Source organism: Hydrogenophaga sp. PBL-H3 (genome assembly GCF_010104355.1).
Classification (GTDB): domain Bacteria; phylum Pseudomonadota; class Gammaproteobacteria; order Burkholderiales; family Burkholderiaceae_C; genus Hydrogenophaga.
In genome coordinates this window covers 1,245,127-1,266,045 of record NZ_CP044972.1, presented here as the reverse complement: position 1 = coordinate 1,266,045, position 20,919 = coordinate 1,245,127, and the positions used below count along the sequence as shown (strand labels likewise).

Annotated in this window: 20 protein-coding genes; 8 read left to right on the top strand and 12 right to left on the bottom strand. The window is 65.2% G+C overall.

Going from position 1 to position 20,919, the window contains the following annotated elements; all coding sequences use genetic code 11:
* Positions 1–47 precede the first annotated feature (47 nt).
* Genes F9Z44_RS06105 through F9Z44_RS06095 form a run of 3 tightly spaced genes read right to left on the bottom strand, consistent with a single transcriptional unit; the run spans position 48 to position 4,570 of the window.
* Positions 48–227, bottom strand: coding sequence for a hypothetical protein (locus F9Z44_RS06105; protein ID WP_159604444.1), 180 nt, complete (start codon positions 225–227; stop codon positions 48–50).
* A 2-nt stretch (positions 228–229) separates the two neighbouring features.
* Positions 230–2,581, bottom strand: a complete 2,352-nt coding sequence (gene parC, locus F9Z44_RS06100) for a DNA topoisomerase IV subunit A (protein ID WP_159604443.1) — start codon at positions 2,579–2,581, stop codon at positions 230–232.
* Positions 2,582–2,599: 18 nt separating this feature from the next.
* A complete protein-coding gene (locus F9Z44_RS06095) occupies positions 2,600–4,570 on the bottom strand; it encodes a DNA topoisomerase IV subunit B (RefSeq protein ID WP_159604441.1) in 1,971 nt (656 codons plus the stop codon).
* 167 nt (positions 4,571–4,737) lie between these two features.
* Between F9Z44_RS06095 and F9Z44_RS06090 the strand changes: the two genes are divergently transcribed.
* The 5 genes from F9Z44_RS06090 to bamC all read left to right on the top strand — a co-directional run bounded on the left by F9Z44_RS06090 (position 4,738) and on the right by bamC (position 8,820).
* Positions 4,738–5,973, top strand: coding sequence for an MFS transporter (locus F9Z44_RS06090; RefSeq protein ID WP_159604440.1), 1,236 nt, complete (start codon positions 4,738–4,740; stop codon positions 5,971–5,973).
* Positions 5,970–6,098 carry a hypothetical protein gene (locus F9Z44_RS23120; RefSeq protein WP_268894206.1) on the top strand — a complete coding sequence of 43 codons (129 nt, stop codon included), beginning with the start codon at positions 5,970–5,972 and terminating at the stop codon, positions 6,096–6,098. Before F9Z44_RS06090 ends, F9Z44_RS23120 begins: the two co-directional genes overlap by 4 nt.
* Complete coding sequence (locus F9Z44_RS06085; RefSeq protein WP_159604439.1) at positions 6,098–6,652, top strand: class I SAM-dependent methyltransferase; 555 nt, start codon at positions 6,098–6,100, stop codon at positions 6,650–6,652. The genes F9Z44_RS23120 and F9Z44_RS06085 overlap by 1 nt, the downstream gene beginning before the upstream one ends.
* A gap of 72 nt (positions 6,653–6,724) precedes the next feature.
* The gene (dapA, locus tag F9Z44_RS06080; protein ID WP_159604438.1) at positions 6,725–7,621 is read left to right on the top strand and encodes a 4-hydroxy-tetrahydrodipicolinate synthase; all 897 of its coding nucleotides are present in this window, start codon (positions 6,725–6,727) and stop codon (positions 7,619–7,621) included.
* 59 nt (positions 7,622–7,680) lie between these two features.
* Entirely contained in the window at positions 7,681–8,820 is a 1,140-nt protein-coding gene (gene bamC / locus F9Z44_RS06075) for an outer membrane protein assembly factor BamC (protein WP_159604437.1), read from the top strand.
* A 57-nt stretch (positions 8,821–8,877) separates the two neighbouring features.
* On the opposite strand, the gene F9Z44_RS06070 is transcribed toward bamC, so the two are convergent.
* Positions 8,878–9,396: a hypothetical protein gene (locus tag F9Z44_RS06070; protein WP_159604436.1), complete on the bottom strand. Its 519-nt coding sequence runs from the start codon at positions 9,394–9,396 to the stop codon at positions 8,878–8,880.
* A 41-nt stretch (positions 9,397–9,437) separates the two neighbouring features.
* The gene (locus tag F9Z44_RS06065) at positions 9,438–10,589 is read right to left on the bottom strand and encodes a cupin domain-containing protein (RefSeq protein WP_159604435.1); all 1,152 of its coding nucleotides are present in this window, start codon (positions 10,587–10,589) and stop codon (positions 9,438–9,440) included.
* Between the two features lie 14 nt (positions 10,590–10,603).
* Between F9Z44_RS06065 and F9Z44_RS06060 the strand changes: the two genes are divergently transcribed.
* Positions 10,604–11,155, top strand: coding sequence for an FKBP-type peptidyl-prolyl cis-trans isomerase (locus F9Z44_RS06060; protein WP_159604434.1), 552 nt, complete (start codon positions 10,604–10,606; stop codon positions 11,153–11,155).
* A 45-nt stretch (positions 11,156–11,200) separates the two neighbouring features.
* On the opposite strand, the gene dut is transcribed toward F9Z44_RS06060, so the two are convergent.
* The 7 genes from dut to xseB all read right to left on the bottom strand — a co-directional run bounded on the left by dut (position 11,201) and on the right by xseB (position 18,593).
* A complete protein-coding gene (dut, locus tag F9Z44_RS06055) occupies positions 11,201–11,650 on the bottom strand; it encodes a dUTP diphosphatase (protein ID WP_159604433.1) in 450 nt (149 codons plus the stop codon).
* A 23-nt stretch (positions 11,651–11,673) separates the two neighbouring features.
* Positions 11,674–13,476 (bottom strand): TRAP transporter large permease, encoded by a 1,803-nt coding sequence (locus F9Z44_RS06050; protein WP_159604432.1) that lies wholly within the window; start codon positions 13,474–13,476, stop codon positions 11,674–11,676.
* Positions 13,477–13,478: 2 nt separating this feature from the next.
* Positions 13,479–14,078: a TRAP transporter small permease subunit gene (locus F9Z44_RS06045; RefSeq protein ID WP_159604430.1), complete on the bottom strand. Its 600-nt coding sequence runs from the start codon at positions 14,076–14,078 to the stop codon at positions 13,479–13,481.
* A 168-nt stretch (positions 14,079–14,246) separates the two neighbouring features.
* Positions 14,247–15,326, bottom strand: a complete 1,080-nt coding sequence (locus tag F9Z44_RS06040) for a TRAP transporter substrate-binding protein (RefSeq protein WP_159604428.1) — start codon at positions 15,324–15,326, stop codon at positions 14,247–14,249.
* Between the two features lie 166 nt (positions 15,327–15,492).
* Positions 15,493–17,388 (bottom strand): 1-deoxy-D-xylulose-5-phosphate synthase, encoded by a 1,896-nt coding sequence (gene dxs / locus F9Z44_RS06035; protein WP_159604427.1) that lies wholly within the window; start codon positions 17,386–17,388, stop codon positions 15,493–15,495.
* 36 nt (positions 17,389–17,424) lie between these two features.
* Positions 17,425–18,336 (bottom strand): polyprenyl synthetase family protein, encoded by a 912-nt coding sequence (locus tag F9Z44_RS06030; RefSeq protein ID WP_159604426.1) that lies wholly within the window; start codon positions 18,334–18,336, stop codon positions 17,425–17,427.
* Complete coding sequence (gene xseB / locus F9Z44_RS06025; protein ID WP_442907284.1) at positions 18,333–18,593, bottom strand: exodeoxyribonuclease VII small subunit; 261 nt, start codon at positions 18,591–18,593, stop codon at positions 18,333–18,335. Before xseB ends, F9Z44_RS06030 begins: the two co-directional genes overlap by 4 nt.
* A gap of 229 nt (positions 18,594–18,822) precedes the next feature.
* On the opposite strand from xseB, the gene F9Z44_RS06020 reads away from it, so the two are divergent.
* Both F9Z44_RS06020 and F9Z44_RS06015 read left to right on the top strand, forming a co-directional pair.
* The gene (locus tag F9Z44_RS06020) at positions 18,823–19,971 is read left to right on the top strand and encodes an aromatic ring-hydroxylating oxygenase subunit alpha (protein ID WP_159604425.1); all 1,149 of its coding nucleotides are present in this window, start codon (positions 18,823–18,825) and stop codon (positions 19,969–19,971) included.
* A 57-nt stretch (positions 19,972–20,028) separates the two neighbouring features.
* Positions 20,029–20,919, top strand: a complete 891-nt coding sequence (locus F9Z44_RS06015) for a DMT family transporter (RefSeq protein WP_159604424.1) — start codon at positions 20,029–20,031, stop codon at positions 20,917–20,919.

Below are 20,919 nucleotides of genomic sequence, written 5' to 3'. Positions count from 1 at the left end.
CCGGACCCGCGATGCCCTTTGGCGGGGCCAATTCACTCGAACAGCGCTTACCGCTTCCTGCGTTCGCTGGCTCGCCGCACCTGACGGCTCTGGGTGACTTGTGCAGCGACCTCATCCTGGGTTGCACGCTTTCGCGCAAAGTGGCGCACCGCCATTCGGGTGACGCCGAACGCGAGCACCGCCACGGCGGCGGCGATCACGATCCCGGTCAGTTCTCCGCTGCTCATGGTCACTCCACCCGCGTGACGCGGCTGGGTTTGAAACCCAGGTCGGCAGCCTTGCCTTTGCGACCGCGCGCCGCACGTGCGTTGTTCAGACTGCGGATTTCCAGCGTTTCGTCGCGTTCCTTGCCGCCGCGTCCGATGCCTTCGATCTTCACGCTGCGGGTGTAGGCCGCCGCACCGGCCAGCGTGTCCTTGGGTTCGAGGTCGATCAGCATCAGCCCGCGGCCACCCTTCTCCATCAGCTTGAGTTCGCCGATCTCGAAAGTGAGGATGCGCCCGCCCGTAGAAGCGCAACACACGTGTGTAGCGGCATTCAGCGGTTGACTGCCTGAGGTGAACGCCGCGTGAGACGGCGCGCAGGGCGTTTCACCCTCGCCCAGGTTCAGGAAGGTCTTGCCGCCGCGCTGGCGCGAAACCATGTTCTCCACCGTCGCCAGGAAGCCGTAACCCCCCGAGCCGGAAAGCAGCAGCGCGGCGTTGGCCGGGCCGGCGAAGTAGTGCAACGGCTGCGTGCCACTTTCCAGTTCGATCAGGGTGGTGATGGGCTGACCATCGCCGCGTGCGCCGGGCAGGCTGGCCACCGGCACGCTGTAAACGCGGCCGTTGCTGCCGAAGACGATCATCGTGTCCACCGTGCGGCATTCAAAGGTGCCGTACAGGCCGTCGCCGGCCTTGAACGCGAAGCTGCCGGCCTCGTGGCCATGGCCGGTGCGTGCGCGCACCCAGCCCTTGCTCGACACCACCACCGTCACCGGCTCGTCCACCACCTTGATCTCGGCCACGGCCTTCTTCTCGGTCTGGATCAGCGTGCGGCGCGCGTCGGCGAAGGTCTTCGCATCGGCCTCGATCTCTTTCACCATCAGTCGCTTCAGACTGCCGGGGTTGCCCAGAATGTCTTCGAGCTTGCCCTGCTCTTCCTTGAGCGACTTGAGCTCCTGCTCGATCTTGATGGCCTCCAACCGCGCGAGCTGGCGCAAGCGGATTTCAAGAATGTCCTCGGCCTGCCGGTCGCTCAGCTTGAAGCGTTCGATCAGCGCAGCCTTGGGATCGTCCGCCTGGCGGATGATCGCGATCACCTCGTCGATGTTGAGCAGCACGAGCTGCCGGCCCTCCAGGATGTGGATGCGGTCCAGCACCTTGGTCAGGCGGTGCTGCGAACGGCGCGTGATCGTGCCCTGGCGGAACTCGATCCACTCGCCCAGCATCTGCCGCAGCGACTTCTGCGTCGGCCGGCCATCGATGCCGATCATGGTGAGGTTGATCGGCGTGGAGCTTTCCAGGCTGGTGTGGGCCAGCAGCGCCGTGATGAGTTCCTGCTGCTCGATGCGGCTGCTCTTGGGCTCGAACAGCAGGCGCACCGGCGCATCCTTGCTCGACTCGTCGCGCACGCCGTCCAGCACCATCAGGATGCTGGCCTTGAGCTGTGTCTGCTCCTGCGTCAGCGCCTTCTTGCCGGCCTTCACCTTGGGGTTGGTGAGCTCTTCAATTTCTTCCAGCACGCGCTGCGTGCTCACGCCGGGCGGCAGCTCGGTCACGACCAACTGCCATTGGCCGCGCGCAAGTTCTTCGATCTTCCAGCGCGCGCGCACCTTGAGGCTGCCGCGCCCGGTGCGATAGGCGTCCACGATGTCGCTGGCCGGGCTGATGATCTGGCCGCCGCCGGGGTAGTCGGGTCCGGGCAGGATGGCGAAGAGTTCGTCGTCGGTGAGCTTCGGCGCCTTGATCAGCGCCACGCAGGCGTCGGCCACCTCGCGCAGGTTGTGGCTGGGGATCTCGGTGGCCAGGCCGACCGCAATACCCGAAGCGCCGTTGAGCAGGTTGAACGGCAGGCGCGCCGGCAGCTGCTTGGGCTCCACTGTGGAGCCGTCGTAGTTGGGCACGAAGTCCACCGTGCCCTCGTCGATCTCGTCGAGCAGCAGCGTGGTGATCTTGGCCAGCCGCGCTTCGGTGTAGCGCATGGCGGCGGCACCATCGCCGTCGCGCGAACCGAAGTTGCCCTGCCCGTCGATCAGCGGGTAGCGCTGCGCAAAATCCTGCGCCATGCGCACCAGCGCGTCGTAGGCGGCCTGGTCGCCGTGCGGGTGGAAGCGGCCGAGCACATCACCGACCACGCGCGCACTTTTCACCGGGCGCGCGGCCGTGTTGTTGTTGGGTCCGCTGAAGCCCAGGCCCATGCGGTCCATGCTGTAGAGGATGCGCCGCTGCACCGGCTTCTGGCCGTCGCACACGTCGGGCAGCGCGCGGCCCTTGACCACCGACAGCGCGTACTCGAGATAGGCGCGCTGCGCGTAGTTCGCGAGGTTCAGGCCGTCGTCCGGTTCGGACAAGGGCAGTTCAGGATTCAGGATGTCGGACATGCGTCGGTTCTAAAAGGGTCAGATGTCCACGTCGACCGAGTCGCCGTGCAGTTCCATGAGCTCGCGGCGCGAAGCGGCTTCGCCCTTGCCCATGAGTTTGGTGATGAGGGCTTCGGTGTCCGCGAAGTTGATCGCTCCCAGCACCACCGGCATGAGGCGGCGTGTGTCGGGGTTGAGCGTGGTGTCCCAGAGCTGTTCGGCGTTCATTTCGCCCAGGCCCTTGAAGCGGCTGATCTGGCATTTGTCGCGCGCCACGCCGTCCTTTTCGGCCTTGTCGAGGATGGCGTGCAGCTCGCCGTCGTCCAGCGCGTATTGCTTGAGCGCAGGCTTCTTGCCGCGCGCAGGCACGTCCACACGGAACAGCGGCGGGCGCGCCACGAACACGTGGCCGGCTTCGATGAGCTTGGGGAAATGGCGGAAGAAAAGCGTGAGCAGCAGCACCTGGATGTGCGAGCCGTCCACGTCGGCATCCGACAGGATGCAGACCTTGCCGTAGCGCAGGCCACTCAGGTCGGGCGTGTCGTTGGGGCCGTGCGGGTCGACGCCGATGGCCACCGAGATGTCGTGGATTTCGTTGTTGGCAAACAGCCGGTCGCGCTCGACCTCCCAGGTGTTGAGCACCTTGCCGCGCAGCGGCAGCACGGCCTGGCATTCCTTGTCGCGGCCCATCTTGGCGCTGCCGCCGGCCGAATCGCCCTCGACCAGAAACACTTCGTTGTGCGCCAGGTCCTTGCTCTCGCAGTCGGTCAGCTTGCCGGGCAGCACGGCCACGCCCGAGCCTTTGCGCTTCTCCACCTTCTGGCCCGCCTTCTGGCGCGTTTGTGCGGCCTTGATGGCCAGTTCGGCGAGCTTCTTGCCGTAGTCCACGTGCTGGTTGAGCCAGAGCTCCAGCGTGGGCCGAACGAAGCTGCCGACCAGGCGCACCGCGTCGCGCGAGTTCAGGCGCTCCTTGATCTGGCCCTGGAACTGCGGGTCGAGCACCTTGGCGGAGAGCACGTAGGAGGCGCGCACGAACACGTCTTCCGGCAGCAGCTTCACGCCCTTGGGCAGCAGCGCGTGCAGTTCGATGAAGCCCTTGACCGCCTGGAACAGGCCGTCGCGCAAACCGCTTTCGTGCGTGCCACCCGCGCTGGTGGGGATCAGGTTCACATAGCTCTCGCGCACGGGCTGTCCGTCTTCGGTGAAAGCCACGCACCAGGCCGCGCCCTCGCCTTCGGCAAAGCTGTCGTGCGCGCTGTCGGCGAAACCTTCGCCTTCAAACAGCGGGATCACCGGATCGCCGTTGAGCGTCTGCTGCAGGTAGTCGCGCAGGCCGCCTTTGTAGAGCCACGTTTGAACGTCCTTGGTTTTTTCGTTCACCAGGGTCACCGTCACGCCGGGCATCAGCACCGCCTTGCTGCGCAGCAGGTGGGTGAGCTCGGCCATGGGAAGGGTGGCGGATTCGAAATATTTGGCGTCGGGCCAGGCGCGCACCGTGGTGCCCTGCTTGCGGTCACCTTCGCCTTTGGGGCTGATGACCAGGGCCTCGATGACGTCGCCGGCCGAAAACGCGAGCTTCGCCACCTGACCTTCGCGGTAGCTGACCACTTCCAGCCGGGTCGAGAGCGCGTTGGTCACGCTCACACCCACGCCGTGCAGGCCGCCCGAAAAACTGTAGGCGCCGCCCTTGCCCTTGTCGAACTTGCCACCGGCGTGCAGGCGGGTGAACACGAGTTCGACCACCGGCGCCTTTTCTTCGGGGTGCAGACCGAACGGGATGCCGCGGCCGTCGTCTTCTACACTCACCGATCCGTCGGTGTGCAAGGTGACCTTGATTTTCTTGCCATGCCCGGCCAGGGCCTCGTCGGCCGCGTTGTCGAGCACCTCCTGGATGATGTGCAGCGGGTTGTCGGTCCGGGTGTACATGCCCGGCCGTTGCTTGACAGGCTCCAGGCCCTTGAGGACACGGATCGAACCTTCGGAATAAACAGGGGGAGTTTGGGTGGCCATGGGGGCGGATTGTAAGCACGGCGGCCTCGAAAGACTGTATGAAAATACAGATACCCGTTCACCGTATGGCCAGCAATTCCGCAACGGCATCAATCGAGCAGACCGATATCAAGAGCGGATGCCACGGGCGACAGGCAAGCCAAGGGCTTCTTCGCTACAGTCGCCGCATGTCTTCTGCCCCACCCCCCCGCGCTCCGCTCTCCACCTTCCAGGTCCTGGCCTGTGGCGCCATGATCGTCACCCTGTCCATGGGCATTCGCCACGGTTTCGGCCTGTGGCTGCAGCCCATCATCCAGGCGCAAAGCTGGACCCGCGAAAACTTTGCTTTCGCGCTCGCCATTCAAAACCTCTCATGGGGCCTGTTCGGCATCTTCGCCGGCATGGCGGCCGACCGCTTCGGCGCGTTTCGTGTGCTGGTCGGTGGCGCGGTGCTCTATGGACTGGGCCTCACCGGCATGGCCCTGACCACCACGCCCATGACGTTTGCGCTCACCGCCGGCGTGCTGATCGGCGCCGCGCAGGCGGGCACCACCTACGCGGTGATCTACGGCGTGATCGGGCGGCAGATTTCGGCCGAGAAGCGATCCTGGGCCATGGGGGTGGCCGCCGCTGCGGGCTCGTTCGGCCAATTCCTCATGGTGCCGGTGGAAGGCTGGCTCATCAGCAGCTTCGGCTGGCAGGAGGCGCTGCTGGTTCTGAGCGCCGCGGTCCTGCTGATCGTGCCGCTGGCCTGGGGGCTGCGCGAACCCGGTTTTGCAGGCGGTACCGCGCCAGCGCGCGAGCAGACCATCTTGCAGGCGCTGCGCGAGGCCTTCCGCTACCGCAGCTTCCAGTTGCTCATGGCGGGTTACTTTGTGTGCGGCTTCCAGGTGGTGTTCATCGGCGTGCACATGCCCAGCTACCTGAAAGACCATGGCCTCTCGCCTCAGGTGGCCAGCTATGCGCTGGCACTCATAGGGCTCTTCAACGTGTTCGGTACCTACGCGGCTGGCGTGCTCGGGCAGCGTCTGGCCAAGCGGCACATCCTGTCGTTCATCTATTTCGCGCGCGCCGTGGTCATTGCCATCTTCCTCATCGTGCCGCTGTCGCCCATGAGCGTGTACGTGTTCGCCAGCGTCATGGGCCTGCTGTGGCTCTCCACCATCCCACCGACCAACGCAGTGGTGGCGCAGATCTTCGGTGTGGCCCACATGTCCATGCTGGGCGGCTTCGTGTTCTTCAGCCACCAGATCGGCAGCTTCATGGGCGTGTGGCTGGGCGGCGTTTTGTACGACCGCACCGGCAGCTACGACATCGTCTGGTACATCTCGATTGCGCTGGGCGTGTTCGCCGGCCTCATCAACCTGCCGGTGCGCGAGACGCCCATCGTGCGCGGCCCTCAGCGCATGGAGATGACCGCATGAAACCGCTGGCGATCCGCGCGCTGGTGTGGACTGGCGTCTTTGCAGTGCTGCTGGGCACGCTGACGCTGTACAACCGCCCGGGTTTCCTGGTGAGCCTGGCCGACCAGCTCTGGAGCTGTTTCTGATGCACGGCACGGAAGCGCCATCGGCGTGGGTGCAGCGATGGTCGCACCTTGTAGCCCCCCGCGGCTCGGTGCTGGACGTGGCCTGCGGCCAGGGTCGCCACCTGAAATGGTTCGCGCAGCGCGGCAACACCGTCACCGGGGTCGACCGCTCGCCGGAGGCCATCGATTCCGTGAAGCCGTGGGGCCGGGCGGTGCTCGCAGACATCGAGAACGGGCCCTGGCCGCTGGAGGGTGAGACCTTCGACGCGGTGGTGGTGACCAACTACCTCTGGCGAGCGCTGCTGCCCGTGATCACGCGCAGCGTGGCGCCGGGCGGCGTGCTCATCTACGAAACCTTTGCCACCGGCAACGAAAGCGTGGGCAAGCCCTCGCGGCCCGATTTCCTGCTGCAGCCCGGCGAACTGCTGCGCGCCTGCGAGGGCCTGCGGGTGGTGGCGTATGAAGACGGTTTCTGCGACCGCCCGGAGCGCTTCGTGCAGCGCATCGCGGCGGTGCGAAAACACCCGGGAACACCCGACTCGCCGCCCCGGTATCCGCTGGATGCCACTGGGTAGAATGCACGATCCGCGCAGATGCCGCGCCCCACGGGGCGGCCCAGACAAGCGCCCCCAATTGAGCCTGCAGCAATGAACACCATCACCGGCAGCATCGTGGCCCTGGCCACCCCCCTGCATGAAGACGGCAGCGTGGACTACCCCACCCTGCGCAAACTCATCGACTGGCACATCACCGAAGGCACCGACTGCATCGGTGTGGTCGGCACCACCGGCGAATCGCCCACCGTCACGGTCGAAGAGCACTGCGAGATCATCCGCGTCTCGGTCGAGCAGGCCAAGACGCACGGTGCCAAGCGTGTGCCCATCATGGCCGGCTGCGGCGCCAATTCCACCCGCGAAGCCATCGAGCTCGCCCGCTTCGCGCAGAGCGTGGGTGCCGACTGCCAGCTGCAGGTCGTGCCTTACTACAACAAGCCCACGCAAGAAGGCCAATACCAGCACTTCAAGGCGATTGCCGAAGCCGTGGGCGACCTGCCCACCGTGCTGTACAACGTGCCCGGCCGCAGCGTGGCCGACATGCACCACGAAACCGTGCTGCGCCTGGCGCAGGTGCCCGGCATCGTCGGCATCAAGGAAGCCACGGGCAACATCGAGCGGGCGCAGTGGCTGATCCGCGAAGCACCCAAGGGGTTTGCCATCTACTCGGGCGACGACCCCACCGCCGTGGCCCTCATGCTGTGCGGCGGCCATGGCAACGTGAGCGTGACGGCCAACATCGCGCCACGCCTGATGCACGAACTCTGCGTGGCGGCCATCGCGGGTGATGTCAAGCGCGCCATGGACATCCAGTTTCGTCTGATGCCGGTGCACAAGCAGCTGTTCTGCGAAGCCAATCCGATTCCCTTGAAATGGGCCATGGCCCGCATGGGTCTTTGCCGTGAGACCATGCGCCTGCCGCTCACGCCCATGTCGCGCCACCTGGTGCCGGTTGTCGAGGGCGCGCTGCAACAAAGCGGTCTGATCTGACTCCCACCGAACCGCCTTCTGTCCACCCCACACATTCCCGGTACCGACCGAGCTCCTTCATGTTCAATTCCACCCTGAATCAGACCTCCCGCCCCCAGACCTGGGTCGGTGCTGCCGCGTGGTCCCGCCTGGGCCTGTTGACCGCTGCCGCCCTCATCGTCTCGGGCTGCTCCATGCTCCAGGAAGACAAGATCGACTACAAGAGCGCCCAGCGCGGCAGCACGCTGGACGTGCCGCCCGACCTGACCCAGCTCAGCCGCGACTCACGCTACAACGTGCCGGGCACCACGGTGACGGCCAGCGGCTACCAGGCAGCCCAGCCGACCCAGGCCACCGCAGCCACCACGGCCATGGGCAAGGTGGGCGACGTGCGCATCGAACGCGCTGGCAACCAGCGCTGGCTGGTGATCGACCGCCCGGCCGACAAGCTCTGGAGCCCCGTGCGCGACTTCTGGCAGGAAAACGGCTTCCTGCTCGACATCGACCAGGAAACGCTGGGCATCATGGAAACCGACTGGGCCGAAAACCGCGCCAAGCTGCCACAGGATTTCATCCGCTCCACCATCGGCAAAGTGTTCGAGAACCTGTACTCCACGGGCGAACGCGACCGTTTCCGCACCCGCCTGGAGCGCACCGCCAACGGCGGCACCGAGGTCTACATCAGCCACCGCGGCATGGTCGAGGTGTATTCCACCAAGGAGAAAGACCAGACCGTCTGGCAACCCCGGCCGGCCGACGTGGAACTCGAGACCGAGTTCCTGCGCCGCCTGATGGTCAAGCTCGGCGTGACCGAAGCCCAGGCCAAGGCCGTGACCGCATCTGCTCCGGTGCAGGCGGCGGCCAAGGTGGTCATGGTGAACAACACGCCCGTGGTGCAATTTGAAGACAACTTCGACCGCGCCTGGCGACGTGTCGGCCTCTCGCTGGACCGCACCGGTTTCACGGTGGAGGACCGCGATCGCACCAAGGGCATCTACTTCGTGCGTTACGTTGAACCAGTGACCGACGCCAAGGAGCCCGGCTTCTTCGGCAAGCTGTTCGGCGGCGCCAAGAAAGAGGCGGCCACCGAGCGCTACCAGGTGGTGGTGCGCAGCGCCGACACCGCCACCACAGTCTCGGTGCTGGGTGCGCAAGGTCAACCGGACAGCTCGGCCAACGCCCGTCGCATCACCCAACTGCTGGCCGACGACCTGAAGTAAGGTCCGGGTCGCTGCTCATCGATCGGCCGCCCTCGGGCGGCCTTTCTCATGGGAAGACTACAGCCCCAGCTGGCTGGCCGGGAACGCTGGCGTGCTCCTGAGCCAGCACTCGTTCACACGCTCCCGCAGCGCCACACGCCGCTCGGCATCCACACTGGCCACCAACGTGTTGCGCAGCGGGTCCAGACGCTCCAGCGTCCAGACCGGTGAGGTGATTGCGCTGGGCAGCTCGGCACCCGCCGCACCGTGGCAGGCGTGCGCCTCGATCAGGTGCGACCACGTCACCCGCCATTGCACAAAACGCGGATGCAGCAGGCGCAACTGGTCGTAGTTGCGAGCCAGCATTTTCAGCGTGCGCCCCCGGTGTGCCCAACGGTTGAGCGCATCCACCACGACACGTTCACCCAGAGGCCAGTCGGCAAAGTCGGGGTCGCTCAAGGTGATGTGGTTCCAGCCTTGTTCGGCAGCCGCAGCGAACGCCTGACGCACGGTGTCAAGAAAGACCTGACGGCCCTGCAAGCGCCCGGTGGGCAAGGACGGCAGCGGCGCGGGGTCTGCAGCCTGGGGGTCGGTCATGGCGAGCTCCTGAAAGGGTGATCAACAAGACCACGATGGCTTCACACGCGGTGCAGCCAGCCGGCCTCGAACCAGTCCTGCAACAGCGACTGCGCTCCATCGCTGGCGCGCTGCACCTGCCTTGCCTCCAGGCCGCGCTGATCCGCCAGCCGCTGCATCAGGCGCGCATCGGCGCCCCCGGCTCGAAAGCTTTCACCATTGATGAACACATGGCGGGGGTCGTACATCATGCGGGTGCGGCGGTCCAGCCGCACGGCGCCCGCCACCCAGTCCGTTTGCGCCTCGTCAAAAAAGATGCGCGGCTTGGGTTCGGTCATGACCTCGCCCAGGGCACAGGCCAGTGACTGCCGCTCGGCCAGCAGCCGCTGCAGCGCATCCACGGCAAACGCTTCAAGTCCGGTGGGCATGGCGCCCGGGTGGGCTGTCGCAACCTGGCCCGGGTCGCGGTAGAGCGTCTCATCGTCGAGTTCATCGGCCATGCGCTGCAGCAATTCACCCGCCAACCCGCCGCGCTGCGGCGCACGAAAGCCGATGGAGTAGGTCATGCAGTCTTCGCCCATCGCATCTCCGTCGTGCGCCCAGCGGGGCGGCAGGTAGAGCATGTCGCCCGCTTCGAGCACGTGCTCTTCCTCGGGCTCGAAGTTCTGCAGAATCTTCAGCGGCACATCGGGCTGCAGGGTGAGGTCTTTCTGGCGACCAATGCGCCAACGCCGCTGACCACTGGCCTGCAGCAGGAACACGTCGTAGCTGTCGAAATGCGGGCCCACGCCGCCCCCCTCGCTGGCCCATGAAATCATCAGATCGTCCAGACGCGCGTCGGGCACGAAACGAAAGCGCTGCAAGAGTTCGTGCACGGCATCAATGTGTTGATCGACACCTTGCACCAGCAGGGTCCAGCCGGGCTGCCTGAGCGGCGGCAAGCCGCTGCGCTTGAACGGACCTGGCTTGAGCGTCCAGCCTTGAGGCTTGCGCACGATCAAACGCGATTCCACAGCCTCACGGCCAGCCAGCTCAAACAGCTGCGCTCGGCTCAGGAGCGGTTGGAAGCCGGGAATGGCCTGGCGGATCAGCAAAGGTTTCTTCTGCCAGTGACGGCGCATGAACTGCGCTGGCGACAGACCGCCCAGCAGGCTCACGGGGGTTTCGGGGGCGCCGGTCGTGGCCTGGAGCCCAAGGGTTTCGGGTTTGAACATGGGACAATTGTCGGATGAAAATCACCCAACAATGCGTCGTGGCGCTGACCTGGACCCTGAAGGACACGCTGGGCGAGACGCTCGATGTGCTCGAAGAACCCGTGGAGTTTCTGGTGGGCGGCAGCGACCTGCTGGCCAAGATCGAAGAAGGCCTGCTCAACCATTCACCAGGCGACACGATCGAGCTGCACCTGGAGCCGGTGGACGGCTTTGGGGACTACGACGACACGCTGCTCTTCCTGGAGCCGCGCCACCTGTTTCCCGACGAGCTTGAAGAGGGCATGGGCTTCGAAGGCCTGCCCCCCGGCTGCAACCCGGCCGCACCGCGCGGTCGGCTCTACTTCGTGAGCGACATCTATCCCGAGCACGTGGTGCTCGACGGCAACCACCCGCTCGCGGGGATTGCGCTGCGCATCTCGATGAAGGTGCATGCGGTGCGCGAAGCGACCGAAGCCGAGGTCGGCAAGGGCTCGATGGGCACTGGCTTCTTCCGCATGCAGGTGGACGAACCCGACGAACTGCAAGGACCGGGCATCACACCGCCCGGCCCGCGGACATTGCACTGAAGTGATGATGCTCGCGCGCTCCGCCGCTGCGCGGGTCGCCGAGGATCACCCCCGTCCGGTGGAGCCGTAGCCCCCAGCGCCGCGCTCGCTCGCGGAACCGAAGTCGTCCACCACGTTGAACTGTGCCTGCACCACCGGCACGATCACCATTTGCGCGATGCGCTCCAGGGGCTCGATCGTGAATGGCACGCCGCTGCGGTTCCAGGCACTGACCATGAGTTGGCCCTGGTAGTCGCTGTCGATCAGGCCCACCAGGTTGCCCAGCACGATGCCGTGTTTGTGGCCCAGCCCCGAGCGCGGAAGGATCATGGCGGCAAAGCCTGGGTCGGCGAGGTGGATGGCCAGCCCGGTGGGCACCAGTTGCCAGGCGTTGGGCGCGAGGGTCAGCGGGGCGTCGAGGCAGGCGCGCAAATCAAGACCCGCACTGCCATCGGTGGCATACGCCGGCAGCTGATCCGCCATGCGCGGGTCCAGCACTTTCACATCGATGCGCATTCAGCAAACTCCTGTCTGGCGGCTCATGGTTTTTTCTTCATCGACTCTTCGAGCGCTTTGCCGGGATCGAGCTCGGGCTCCGGTGGAGGCGGCTCCAGGCCGGGTGGCGAGGCAGGCGCACCTTCTTCAGCCGCAGGCTCGGTGCTCTCCGGCTCGGGCACCCCGGGCTCTTCTTCCATGTCGGGCATGTTGCGCAGCATGTCGGTCACGGCGGCGTCGTCCACCACCACCTTGGCGCCCAGGCTGCCCGTGACGAGCGTGGGGTACGCGATCACCACCACCACCATGATCAGCTGCAGGACGATGAAGGCGATGGAGCCTTTGTAGATCTGCGCGGTGGTCACGGCCGGAATGCGCTGCTGGGTCACGTGGTCGGTGTAATCGCTCCGCGCGGCCACGCTGCGCAGGTAGAACAGCGCAAAACCAAACGGCGGCGTGAGGAACGAGGTCTGCAGGTTCATGGCCAGGATCACACCGAACCAGATCAGGTCGATGCCCAGCTTGTCGGCCACTGGCGCCAGCAGCGGGATCACAATGAAAGCGATCTCGAAGAAGTCGATGAACATGCCCAGCACAAACACCAGCAGGTTCACCACCAGCAAGAAGCCCATCTGGCCGCCGGGCATCTTGTCGAACAGGTGCTCAACCCAGATATGGCCGTCGGCTGCGTTGAAGGTGAAACTGAAGACGGTGGAGCCGATCAGGATGAACAGCACGAAGATGGCGAGCTTGGTGGTGCTCTCCAGCGCCTGCTTGAGCAGGTCGATCGTCAAGGCGCGGCGCGCGCTGGCCATGATCAAGGCGCCCAAGGCACCCATGGCGCCGCCTTCGGTGGGCGTGGCGATGCCCAAAAAGATCGTGCCCAGCACGAGGAAGATCAGCACCAGCGGCGGGATCAGCACAAAGGTGACCTGCTCGGCCAGCCGGGACAACAGGCCCAGGCGGAACAGTCGGTTGAGCAGGGCCAGCGTCAGCGCCAGGATGGACCCCACCGTGATGGACATGATCACCACCTCGTCACCCGCCGGGCTCATCTCGCGGCCAATCAGCGGGTTGATGATGGACTCATGCACCTGCGACCACGCCACGCTGGCGGCCGCGCACAGCACCAGCAATACCAGCAGCGACCTGTGGCCGCTGCTGCCGTCGGGCTCGTTGTAGATGCGCGCCTCTACCGGCAAAGCCGGCACCCATTTGGGTTTAACGATCGCCACCACGGCGATGAACACGAGGTAGAGACCCACCAGCAGCAGGCCGGGGATCAGCGCACCGGCGTACATGTCTCCGACCGAACGGCCCAGTTGGTCGGCCAGCACGATCAGCACCAGAGACGGCGGGATGGCCTGCGCCAGAGTGCCCGAGGCGGTGATGGTGCCGGTGGCAATGGTGCGGTTGTAGCCGTAGCGCAGCATGATGGGCAGCGAGATCAGGCCCATGGAGATCACGGCGGCAGCGACCACGCCGGTGGTGGCCGCCAGCAAGGCGCCCACCAGGATCACCGCCACCGCCAGGCCACCGCGCACCGGACCGAACACCTGCGCCACGGTGGAGAGCAAGTCCTCGGCCATGCGGCTTCGCTCCAGGATGATGCCCATGAGCGTGAAGAAGGGAATGGCCAGCAGCGTGTCGTTCTGCATGATGCCGAACACCCGCAGCGGCAAGGCCTGGAACAGGTTGGACGGGAACAGCCCGGCTTCCATACCGATGAAGCCGAAGAACAGGCCGGTGGCCGCGAGCGCAAAGGCCACGGGAAAGCCGGACAGCAGGAACACCAGCAGGCCCGCGAACATCAGCGGGACAAAATTGGCAGCAATGAAGGCGGTCATGATCAGTGGGCTCCCTTGAGGCGCTTGTCGGCTTCTTCGAGCAGCTGCTGGGCCAGCAACTCTTCATCGCTCGGGCCGCCCTGGGCCAACACGTCAGGTCCGTTGCCAGTGAGGAAGGCGATGCGTTTGATGAGCTCACTCACGCCTTGCAAAGACAAGATGGCGAATCCCAAGGGAATCAGGCCATACACCGGCCAGCGGATGAGTCCGCCAGCGTTGGACGACATCTCGCCAGTGCTCCACGCCCGCTCGAACAGCGGCCAGCCCAGCGTTGCCATCATGTAGCACAGCGGGAACAGGAAGATCAGGATGCCGACCACGTCGACCCAGTTGCGTCCGCGCGGGCTGAACTTGGATGAGATGAAGTCGATGCGCACGTGCGCGTTGCGCAGAAAGGCGTAGCCGCTGCCCAGCATGAAGACCGCAGCGAACAGGTACCACTGGATCTCCAGCAGGGCGTTGGAGCTGTTGTCGAAGAGCTTGCGCACGATGGCGTTGCCGGCGCTGATGAGGGTGGTGGCCAGAACGAACCACATGACCAGCTTGCCTATCAGATCGCTCATGGCGTCGATCAGGCGAGAGATTTTCAACAGGAATGACATGAAGTTTCCCCTGAGGGAGTGAACGCAAAAAGAGTCGCAGAGTCTACCGAACCGGCACGCGCGGCATCCGGGAGATGCCGACCCAGCGCGGGCAACCGGGGAGGCACATCACGATCCGAGCAAAAAACCCCGCCAGGGCGGGGCTTCTTGCTCGGATCGCAATGCCGTTCACAGCTTGGCCGCTTGCATGTAGCGATCAAACTGGGCTTCGGTGAAACGGAACCAGAGGTTCTGCTCCTTGCGGAAAGCCGAGTAGTCCGAGTAGATCTTTTTCCACTTCGGGTTCTTCCCACTGATGTCCGCGTAAAGCTCCATGGAATTCTTGAATGCGGCATCCAGCACGGGCTTGGGGAAAGCCAGCACTCGGGTGCCTGCGGCCACCAGTTGCTTGAGGGCGGCGGGATTCAGCGCGTCGTAGCGGGCCTGCATGGTTGTGTGGGCGATGGCCGCGGCGCATTCCACGATGGCCTTGTTCTCGGGCGACAGCGAGCTGTAGGCCTTGTTGTTGACGTACAGCGAGAGCTGTGGACCACCCTCCCACCAGCCGGGGTAGTAGTAGTTCTTCGCCACTTTGTTGAAGCCCAGCTTCTGATCATCGTAGGGGCCAACCCACTCGGTGGCGTCGATGGTGCCTTTCTCCAGCGCCTGGTAGATCTCGCCAGCGGGGATGTTCTGCGGCACGCCTCCCATGGTGCCAAACACCTTCCCGGCAAAGCCGCCAATGCGCATCTTCAGGCCTTTGATGTCGGCCAATGTCTTGATGTCCTTGCGGTACCAGCCGCCCATCTGGGCGCCGGTGTTGCCCATGGGGAAGTTCACGATGTTGTAGTCCGCGTAGAACTCGCGGAACAGCTTCATGCCGTTGCCTTCGTACATCCAGGCTGTCATCTGCCGGCTGTTGAGGCCGAAGGGGATCGCGCAGTCCAGCGCAAAGGTGTCGTCCTTGCCGAAGAAGTAATAGGGCGCGGTGTGCGCGCATTCCACGGTGCCTTCCTGCACACCATCCACCACGCCGAAGGCGGGCATGAGCTCACCCCCGGGATGCACCGAAATCGAGAATTTGCCGCCCGACATCTCGCCCACCTTTTTGGCAAACACATCGGCCGCACCATAGATGGTGTCGAGCGCTTTGGGGAAGCTGGAGGCCAGCCGCCAGCGGATGGCTGCCTGGGCATGTACCGCGGGCGCGGCACCAGCTGCCAGCACGCCAGCCACGCCGGCGTGCTTGATCATTGAACGACGATCCATTTTGTTTGACTCCATGGTTGATGGGGGGACATCCGACCCGACAGAACCGAACAAGGCCTTGTCAAGTCCATGGGAATTGTAGGAACGGCCCCTCGACAAAGCCCCGGGGTTTTCCCTCGAACAACGGCCCTCGCCCGGGACCGCGTTCAGAAGCAGACCAACCTGCTCAGCCCACCGCCTTCAGGCCAGGCGTTGCACGCAGCAGACTTTCGAACCTCACACGGATCGACGCCTCGATGCCGGCAGCGTCCAGGCCCAGCGCGCTGAGCAACTTGGCAGGATCGCCATGCTCCGAGAATTCGTCAGGCAGACCCAGCGACAGCACCGGCACCTGCAGGCCTTCGGACTGCAAGGCTTCCATCACTGCACTGCCGGCGCCACCGGGCAGGCAGCCCTCTTCCACCGTCACCAGTGCCTCGTGCGTGCCAGCGAGTTCGCGCAGCAGGTCCAGATCGAGTGGCTTGGCCCAGCGCATGTTGGCCACGCTGGCGCCCAGCTTCTCACCGGCGGCCAGCGCCGGATGGAGCAGCGTGCCGAAGGCCAGGATCGCAATGCCCTTGCCCTGGCGACGCAGCTCGCCCTTGCCAAAGGGCAAGCCATCCAGGCTGGCCGGGATGGCAGCGCCCACACCCGCGCCGCGCGGGTAGCGCACGGCCACCGGCTGGTTCTGGGCATGTGCGGTCGACAGCAGTTGGCGGCACTCGGCCTCGTCGGCCGGGCAGGCAATGGCCATGTTGGGAATGCAGCGAAGGTAGGCGATGTCGTAGGCCCCCGCGTGGGTGGCGCCATCGGCCCCCACCAGACCTGCTCGGTCCAGGGCGAAAACCATGGGCAGGTTCTGCAGCGCCACGTCGTGGATGAGCTGGTCGTAGCCGCGCTGCAGAAAGGTGGAGTAGATCGCCACCACCGGCTTGAGGCCTTCGCAGGCCAGGCCGGCCGCGAAGGTCACGGCGTGCTGCTCGGCAATGCCGACATCGAAATACCGCTTGGGAAAACGGCGCTCGAACTCGACCATGCCAGAGCCCTCACGCATGGCGGGCGTGATGCCCACCAGACGTTCATCGGCCGCGGCCATGTCGCACAGCCACTGGCCAAACACCTGGGTGAACGTGGTCTTGGGGGCCGAAGCCGCCTTGACAATGCCCACGGCTGGATCGAACGTACCTGGGCCGTGGTAAGCAATCGGGTCGTTTTCGGCCAGCTTGTAGCCCTGGCCTTTTTTGGTCACCACATGCAGGAACTGCGGCCCGCTGTCGGTCTCGAGCAGGTGGCGGATGTTCTCCAGCGTGGGGATCAGCGAGTTCAGGTCGTGCCCGTCAATGGGGCCGATGTAGTTGAAGCCGAACTTCTCGAACAGAGTGGCCGGCACCACCATGCCCTTGGCCTGTTCTTCAAGCCGCTTGGCCAGTTCAAACAAGGGCGGCGCCCCTTTGAGCACCTGCTTGCCCACGTTCTTCGCTGCAGCGTAGAACTGCCCGCTCATGAGCTGGGCGAGGTAGCGGTTGAGCGCACCCACTGGCGGCGAGATCGACATGTCGTTGTCGTTGAGCACCACCAGCAGGCGACCTTCGGCCACACCAGCGTTGTTGAGCGCTTCAAAGGCCATGCCGGCGGTCATGGCGCCATCGCCAATGATCGCCACGGAATTGCGGCTTTCACCTTTGATCTTGGCCCCCATGGCCATGCCGAGCGCGGCCGAAATGCTGGTGGACGAGTGGGCCGTGCCGAAAGTGTCGTATTCGCTCTCGGATCGGCGCGGGAAGCCGCTGATGCCGCCCAGCTGGCGCAGGGTGCTCATGCGGTCGCGGCGACCGGTCAGGATTTTGTGCGGGTAGGTCTGGTGGCCCACGTCCCAGACCAGGCGGTCTTCGGGTGTGTTGAAAACGTAGTGCAGCGCCAGCGTGAGCTCGACCGTACCGAGGTTGGAACTCAGGTGGCCACCGGTGCGTGCCACGCTTTGCAGCAAGTAGCTGCGCAATTCGTCGGCCAGCGGCAGGAGCTGGGCGCGGGTGAGGCGGCGCACATCGGCTGGGGACTCGATGGATGAGAGCAAGGAACTCATGGGCAGGGTCGCTCGGGTCATGAATGAAGGGGCACCTCAGGAGGCGCGACGACCGACCCAGTCGGCCAGGGCATGCAAGGTATCGGGTCGCTCGATGCCACTGCGTCGCAAAGCTTCGTGAGCCTGGTCCAGCACACGGTCCGCATAGGCTTGTGCGGATGCCAGCCCCATGAGGGACACGAAAGTGGGTTTGTCCGCTGCAGCGTCTTTGCCTGCTGTCTTGCCCAGGGTAGCCGAATCGGCAGTCACGTCAAGGATGTCGTCCACGACCTGAAAGGCCAGGCCCACGCTGGCGCCGTACTCGGACAGTCGTGCTTCTGTGCCTGCAGACACCTGCGTGGTGGCTGCCCCCATCATCACGCTGGCCTGGAGCAGCGCGCCTGTCTTGTGCCGGTGCATGGCCTCCAGCGCCGGCTGGTCCAGCGCATGGCCCACGCTGGCCAGATCGATGGCCTGGCCCCCGGCCATGCCACCGGCTCCCGCCGCCAGGGCCAGCTGCCTGCACAGCCGGGCGGCCATGGCGGGCTGCACGCTGCCGTCGTCGGGCACCAGCAGCTCGAAAGCCAGCGCCTGCAGCGCATCACCGGCAAGCAGCGCCTGGGCTTCACCGAACCGCACATGCACCGTGGGCTTGCCACGGCGCAACACGTCGTTGTCCATGCAAGGCATGTCGTCGTGCACCAGCGAATACGCGTGGATCAGCTCCACCGCGCAGGCCGCGCGCATGGCCGCGTCAGGCTGTCCACCCACGGCCTCGCAAGTGGCGAGCACGAGCAAGGGGCGCAGCCGCTTGCCTCCATCAAGCACCGCGTAGCGCATGGCGTCACCCAGGCCGGCGGGCGCCTCGGACGGAACCCACCGCGACAGCGCGTTCTCGACCGCGCTCTGCCGCGATTCACGCCAGTTGACGAAACCCGCTGTGATTTCAGAGCCCAGCACAGCGTTCATGTCGCGTCCCAAGGTTTGAGTTCGCCACCTTCAAGCACCTTGATCTGGTTTTCCACCGCTTCCAGCCGGGCGCGACAGAACGCCAGCAACTCGGCTCCGCGCTGGTAGCGCGTGAGCAACTGGTCCAGCGGCAATTGGCCCGCGTCGAGCTGGGACACGAGCTGTTCCAGTTCCTGCAGCGCGGCTTCGTAGCTGGCGGCGATGGACGGTGTATCGGCCGTGGAAGCGGCTGCGGTGTTTTTGGGGGTACGGGGCACGGCGGGGATTGGATCGTTCACGTCGTTCATTCTAAAGTGGGCACGCTTTTGCACACCGGCGCTGGCCAGCGGGTACTGCCCTGGGGGGTAGAATTCGCCCCTTTTCATCACTGACGGGCCACCAACGCCCGGAGGGACGCACCACTCCACCCATCCCGCGCGAATTCGTCTCACGAGCACAGCGCTTACCCTGCCCCTTCATAGGGGGAGTCTCTAGGTCAGGACCACGATGTCTGATTTAAGTCTTCAACTGCAGCAGGCCGCAAGCCAACTTCAGGTTTCCAGTTACTTCGACGAAGCGCTGTTCCAGCGCGAAAAGGAAGTCCTCTTCCAGCGCGGGCCCCGGTATGTGGGGCACCAACTCGCCGTTCCCCATGTGGGGGACTACCACGCCCTCCCGCAAGAAGCCGGCGGGCGTGCTCTGGTGCGCACCGCCAGCGGTGTTGAACTGGTGTCCAACGTCTGCCGCCACCGCCAGGCCATCATCCTCAAGGACCGTGGCAACCTGCAGGAAACCCGCAGCGGCAGCGCAGGCGGCAACATCGTGTGCCCTCTGCACCGCTGGACCTACAGCGGCATCCAGGGCGGACACGCTGGCCAGTTGCTGGGCGCGCCCCACTTCGACAAAGACCCCTGCCTGAACCTCAACAACTACCCGCTGCGCGAGTGGAACGGCCTGCTGTTTGAAGACAACGGCCGCGACGTCCAGGCCGACCTGGCGAACATGGGCCCGCGCGCCGCGCTTGATTTCGACGGCATGGTGCTCGATCACGTGGAGTTGCACGAGTGCAACTACAACTGGAAGACCTTCATCGAGGTTTACCTGGAGGACTACCACGTGGCGCCCTTCCACCCGGGGCTGGGCGGCTTCGTCACTTGCGAGGACCTGCGCTGGGAGTTCAAGCCCGAGTACTCCGTGCAGACGGTCGGCCCGGCCAACCTGCTGGGCAAGGCCGGCAGCCCGGTCTACCAGCGCTGGCACGAACAGCTCATGCAGTACCGCCAGGGCCGGATGCCCGAACACGGCGCGATCTGGCTGACCTACTACCCGCACATCATGGTGGAGTGGTACCCGCACGTGCTCACCGTCTCGACCCTGCACCCGGTGAGCGTGGACAAGACCATCAACATGGTCGAGTTCTACTACCCCGAAGAGATCGTCGCCTTCGAGCGCGAGTTCGTCGAAGCGCAGCGCGCGGCCTACATGGAGACCTGCCTGGAGGACGACGAGATCGCCGAACGCATGGACGCCGGGCGCAAAGCGCTGCTGGCACGCGGAGACAACGAAGTGGGCCCCTACCAGAGCCCGATGGAAGACGGCATGCAGCACTTCCACGAGTGGTACCGCCGCCGGATGGCGGCGGATCTCGCGGGCTGACGGGTGCGCGCCATCGACCTGCTGATCCACCGCCAGCGCACCTCGGGAGCCTGATACGTGCAAGCTCTGTGGATGGTGCTCGCGTCGCTGTTTTTTGCCACCATGGGCGTGTGCATCAAGTTTGCCTCGACCCACTTCAACAGTTTCGAGATCGTTTTCTACCGCGGACTGGTGGGTGTCGTCTTCCTGATCGGCCTCACCCGCTTGCAAGGCGTCTCGTTGCGCACGCGTCTGCCCATGATGCATGTCTGGCGCAGTGTGGTGGGCGTGACCGCGCTCACCGCCTGGTTCTACGCCATCGCCATCCTGCCGCTGGCCACGGCCATGACGCTGAACTACATGAGCAGCGTGTGGATCGCCGCTTTCCTGCTTGGTGGTTCGCTGCTGGTGCAGGGCCGCAACGCGCCCGTCCGCCAGCAAGCGCCGCTGTTTCTCGCCGTGCTGGCAGGCTTTGGTGGCGTGGCCATGATGCTGCGGCCGTCGCTGGGCGAAGACCAGGTGGTCGGCGCGTTCGTGGGCCTGATGTCGGGCATCTTCTCGGCATTCGCGTACCTGCAGGTGGCGGCCCTGGCGCGTGCCGGTGAGCCCGAGAGCCGCACGGTCTTCTATTTCTCCATTGGCGCGGTGTTGGCGGGCGCCCTGGGCATGCTTTTCGTGGGCGCCAGCGAATGGCGCTGGCCCAGCGCGCTGTGGTTGCTGCCGATCGGCTTGCTGGCGGTGTTCGGGCAGCTGTGCATGACGCGCGCCTACTCCAGTGGCGCCACCATGGTGGTGGCCAACCTGCAGTACTCGGGCATTGTCTTTGCCGGCCTCTACAGCCTCATCATCTTCGGCGACCAGCTGCCCTTGATCGGCTGGCTGGGCATGGGCCTGATCATTGTCAGCGGCGTCATTGCAACGGCGTTGCGCACCCGGGCCGTACCCAATGCGCCCGCCGAGGAACACTGA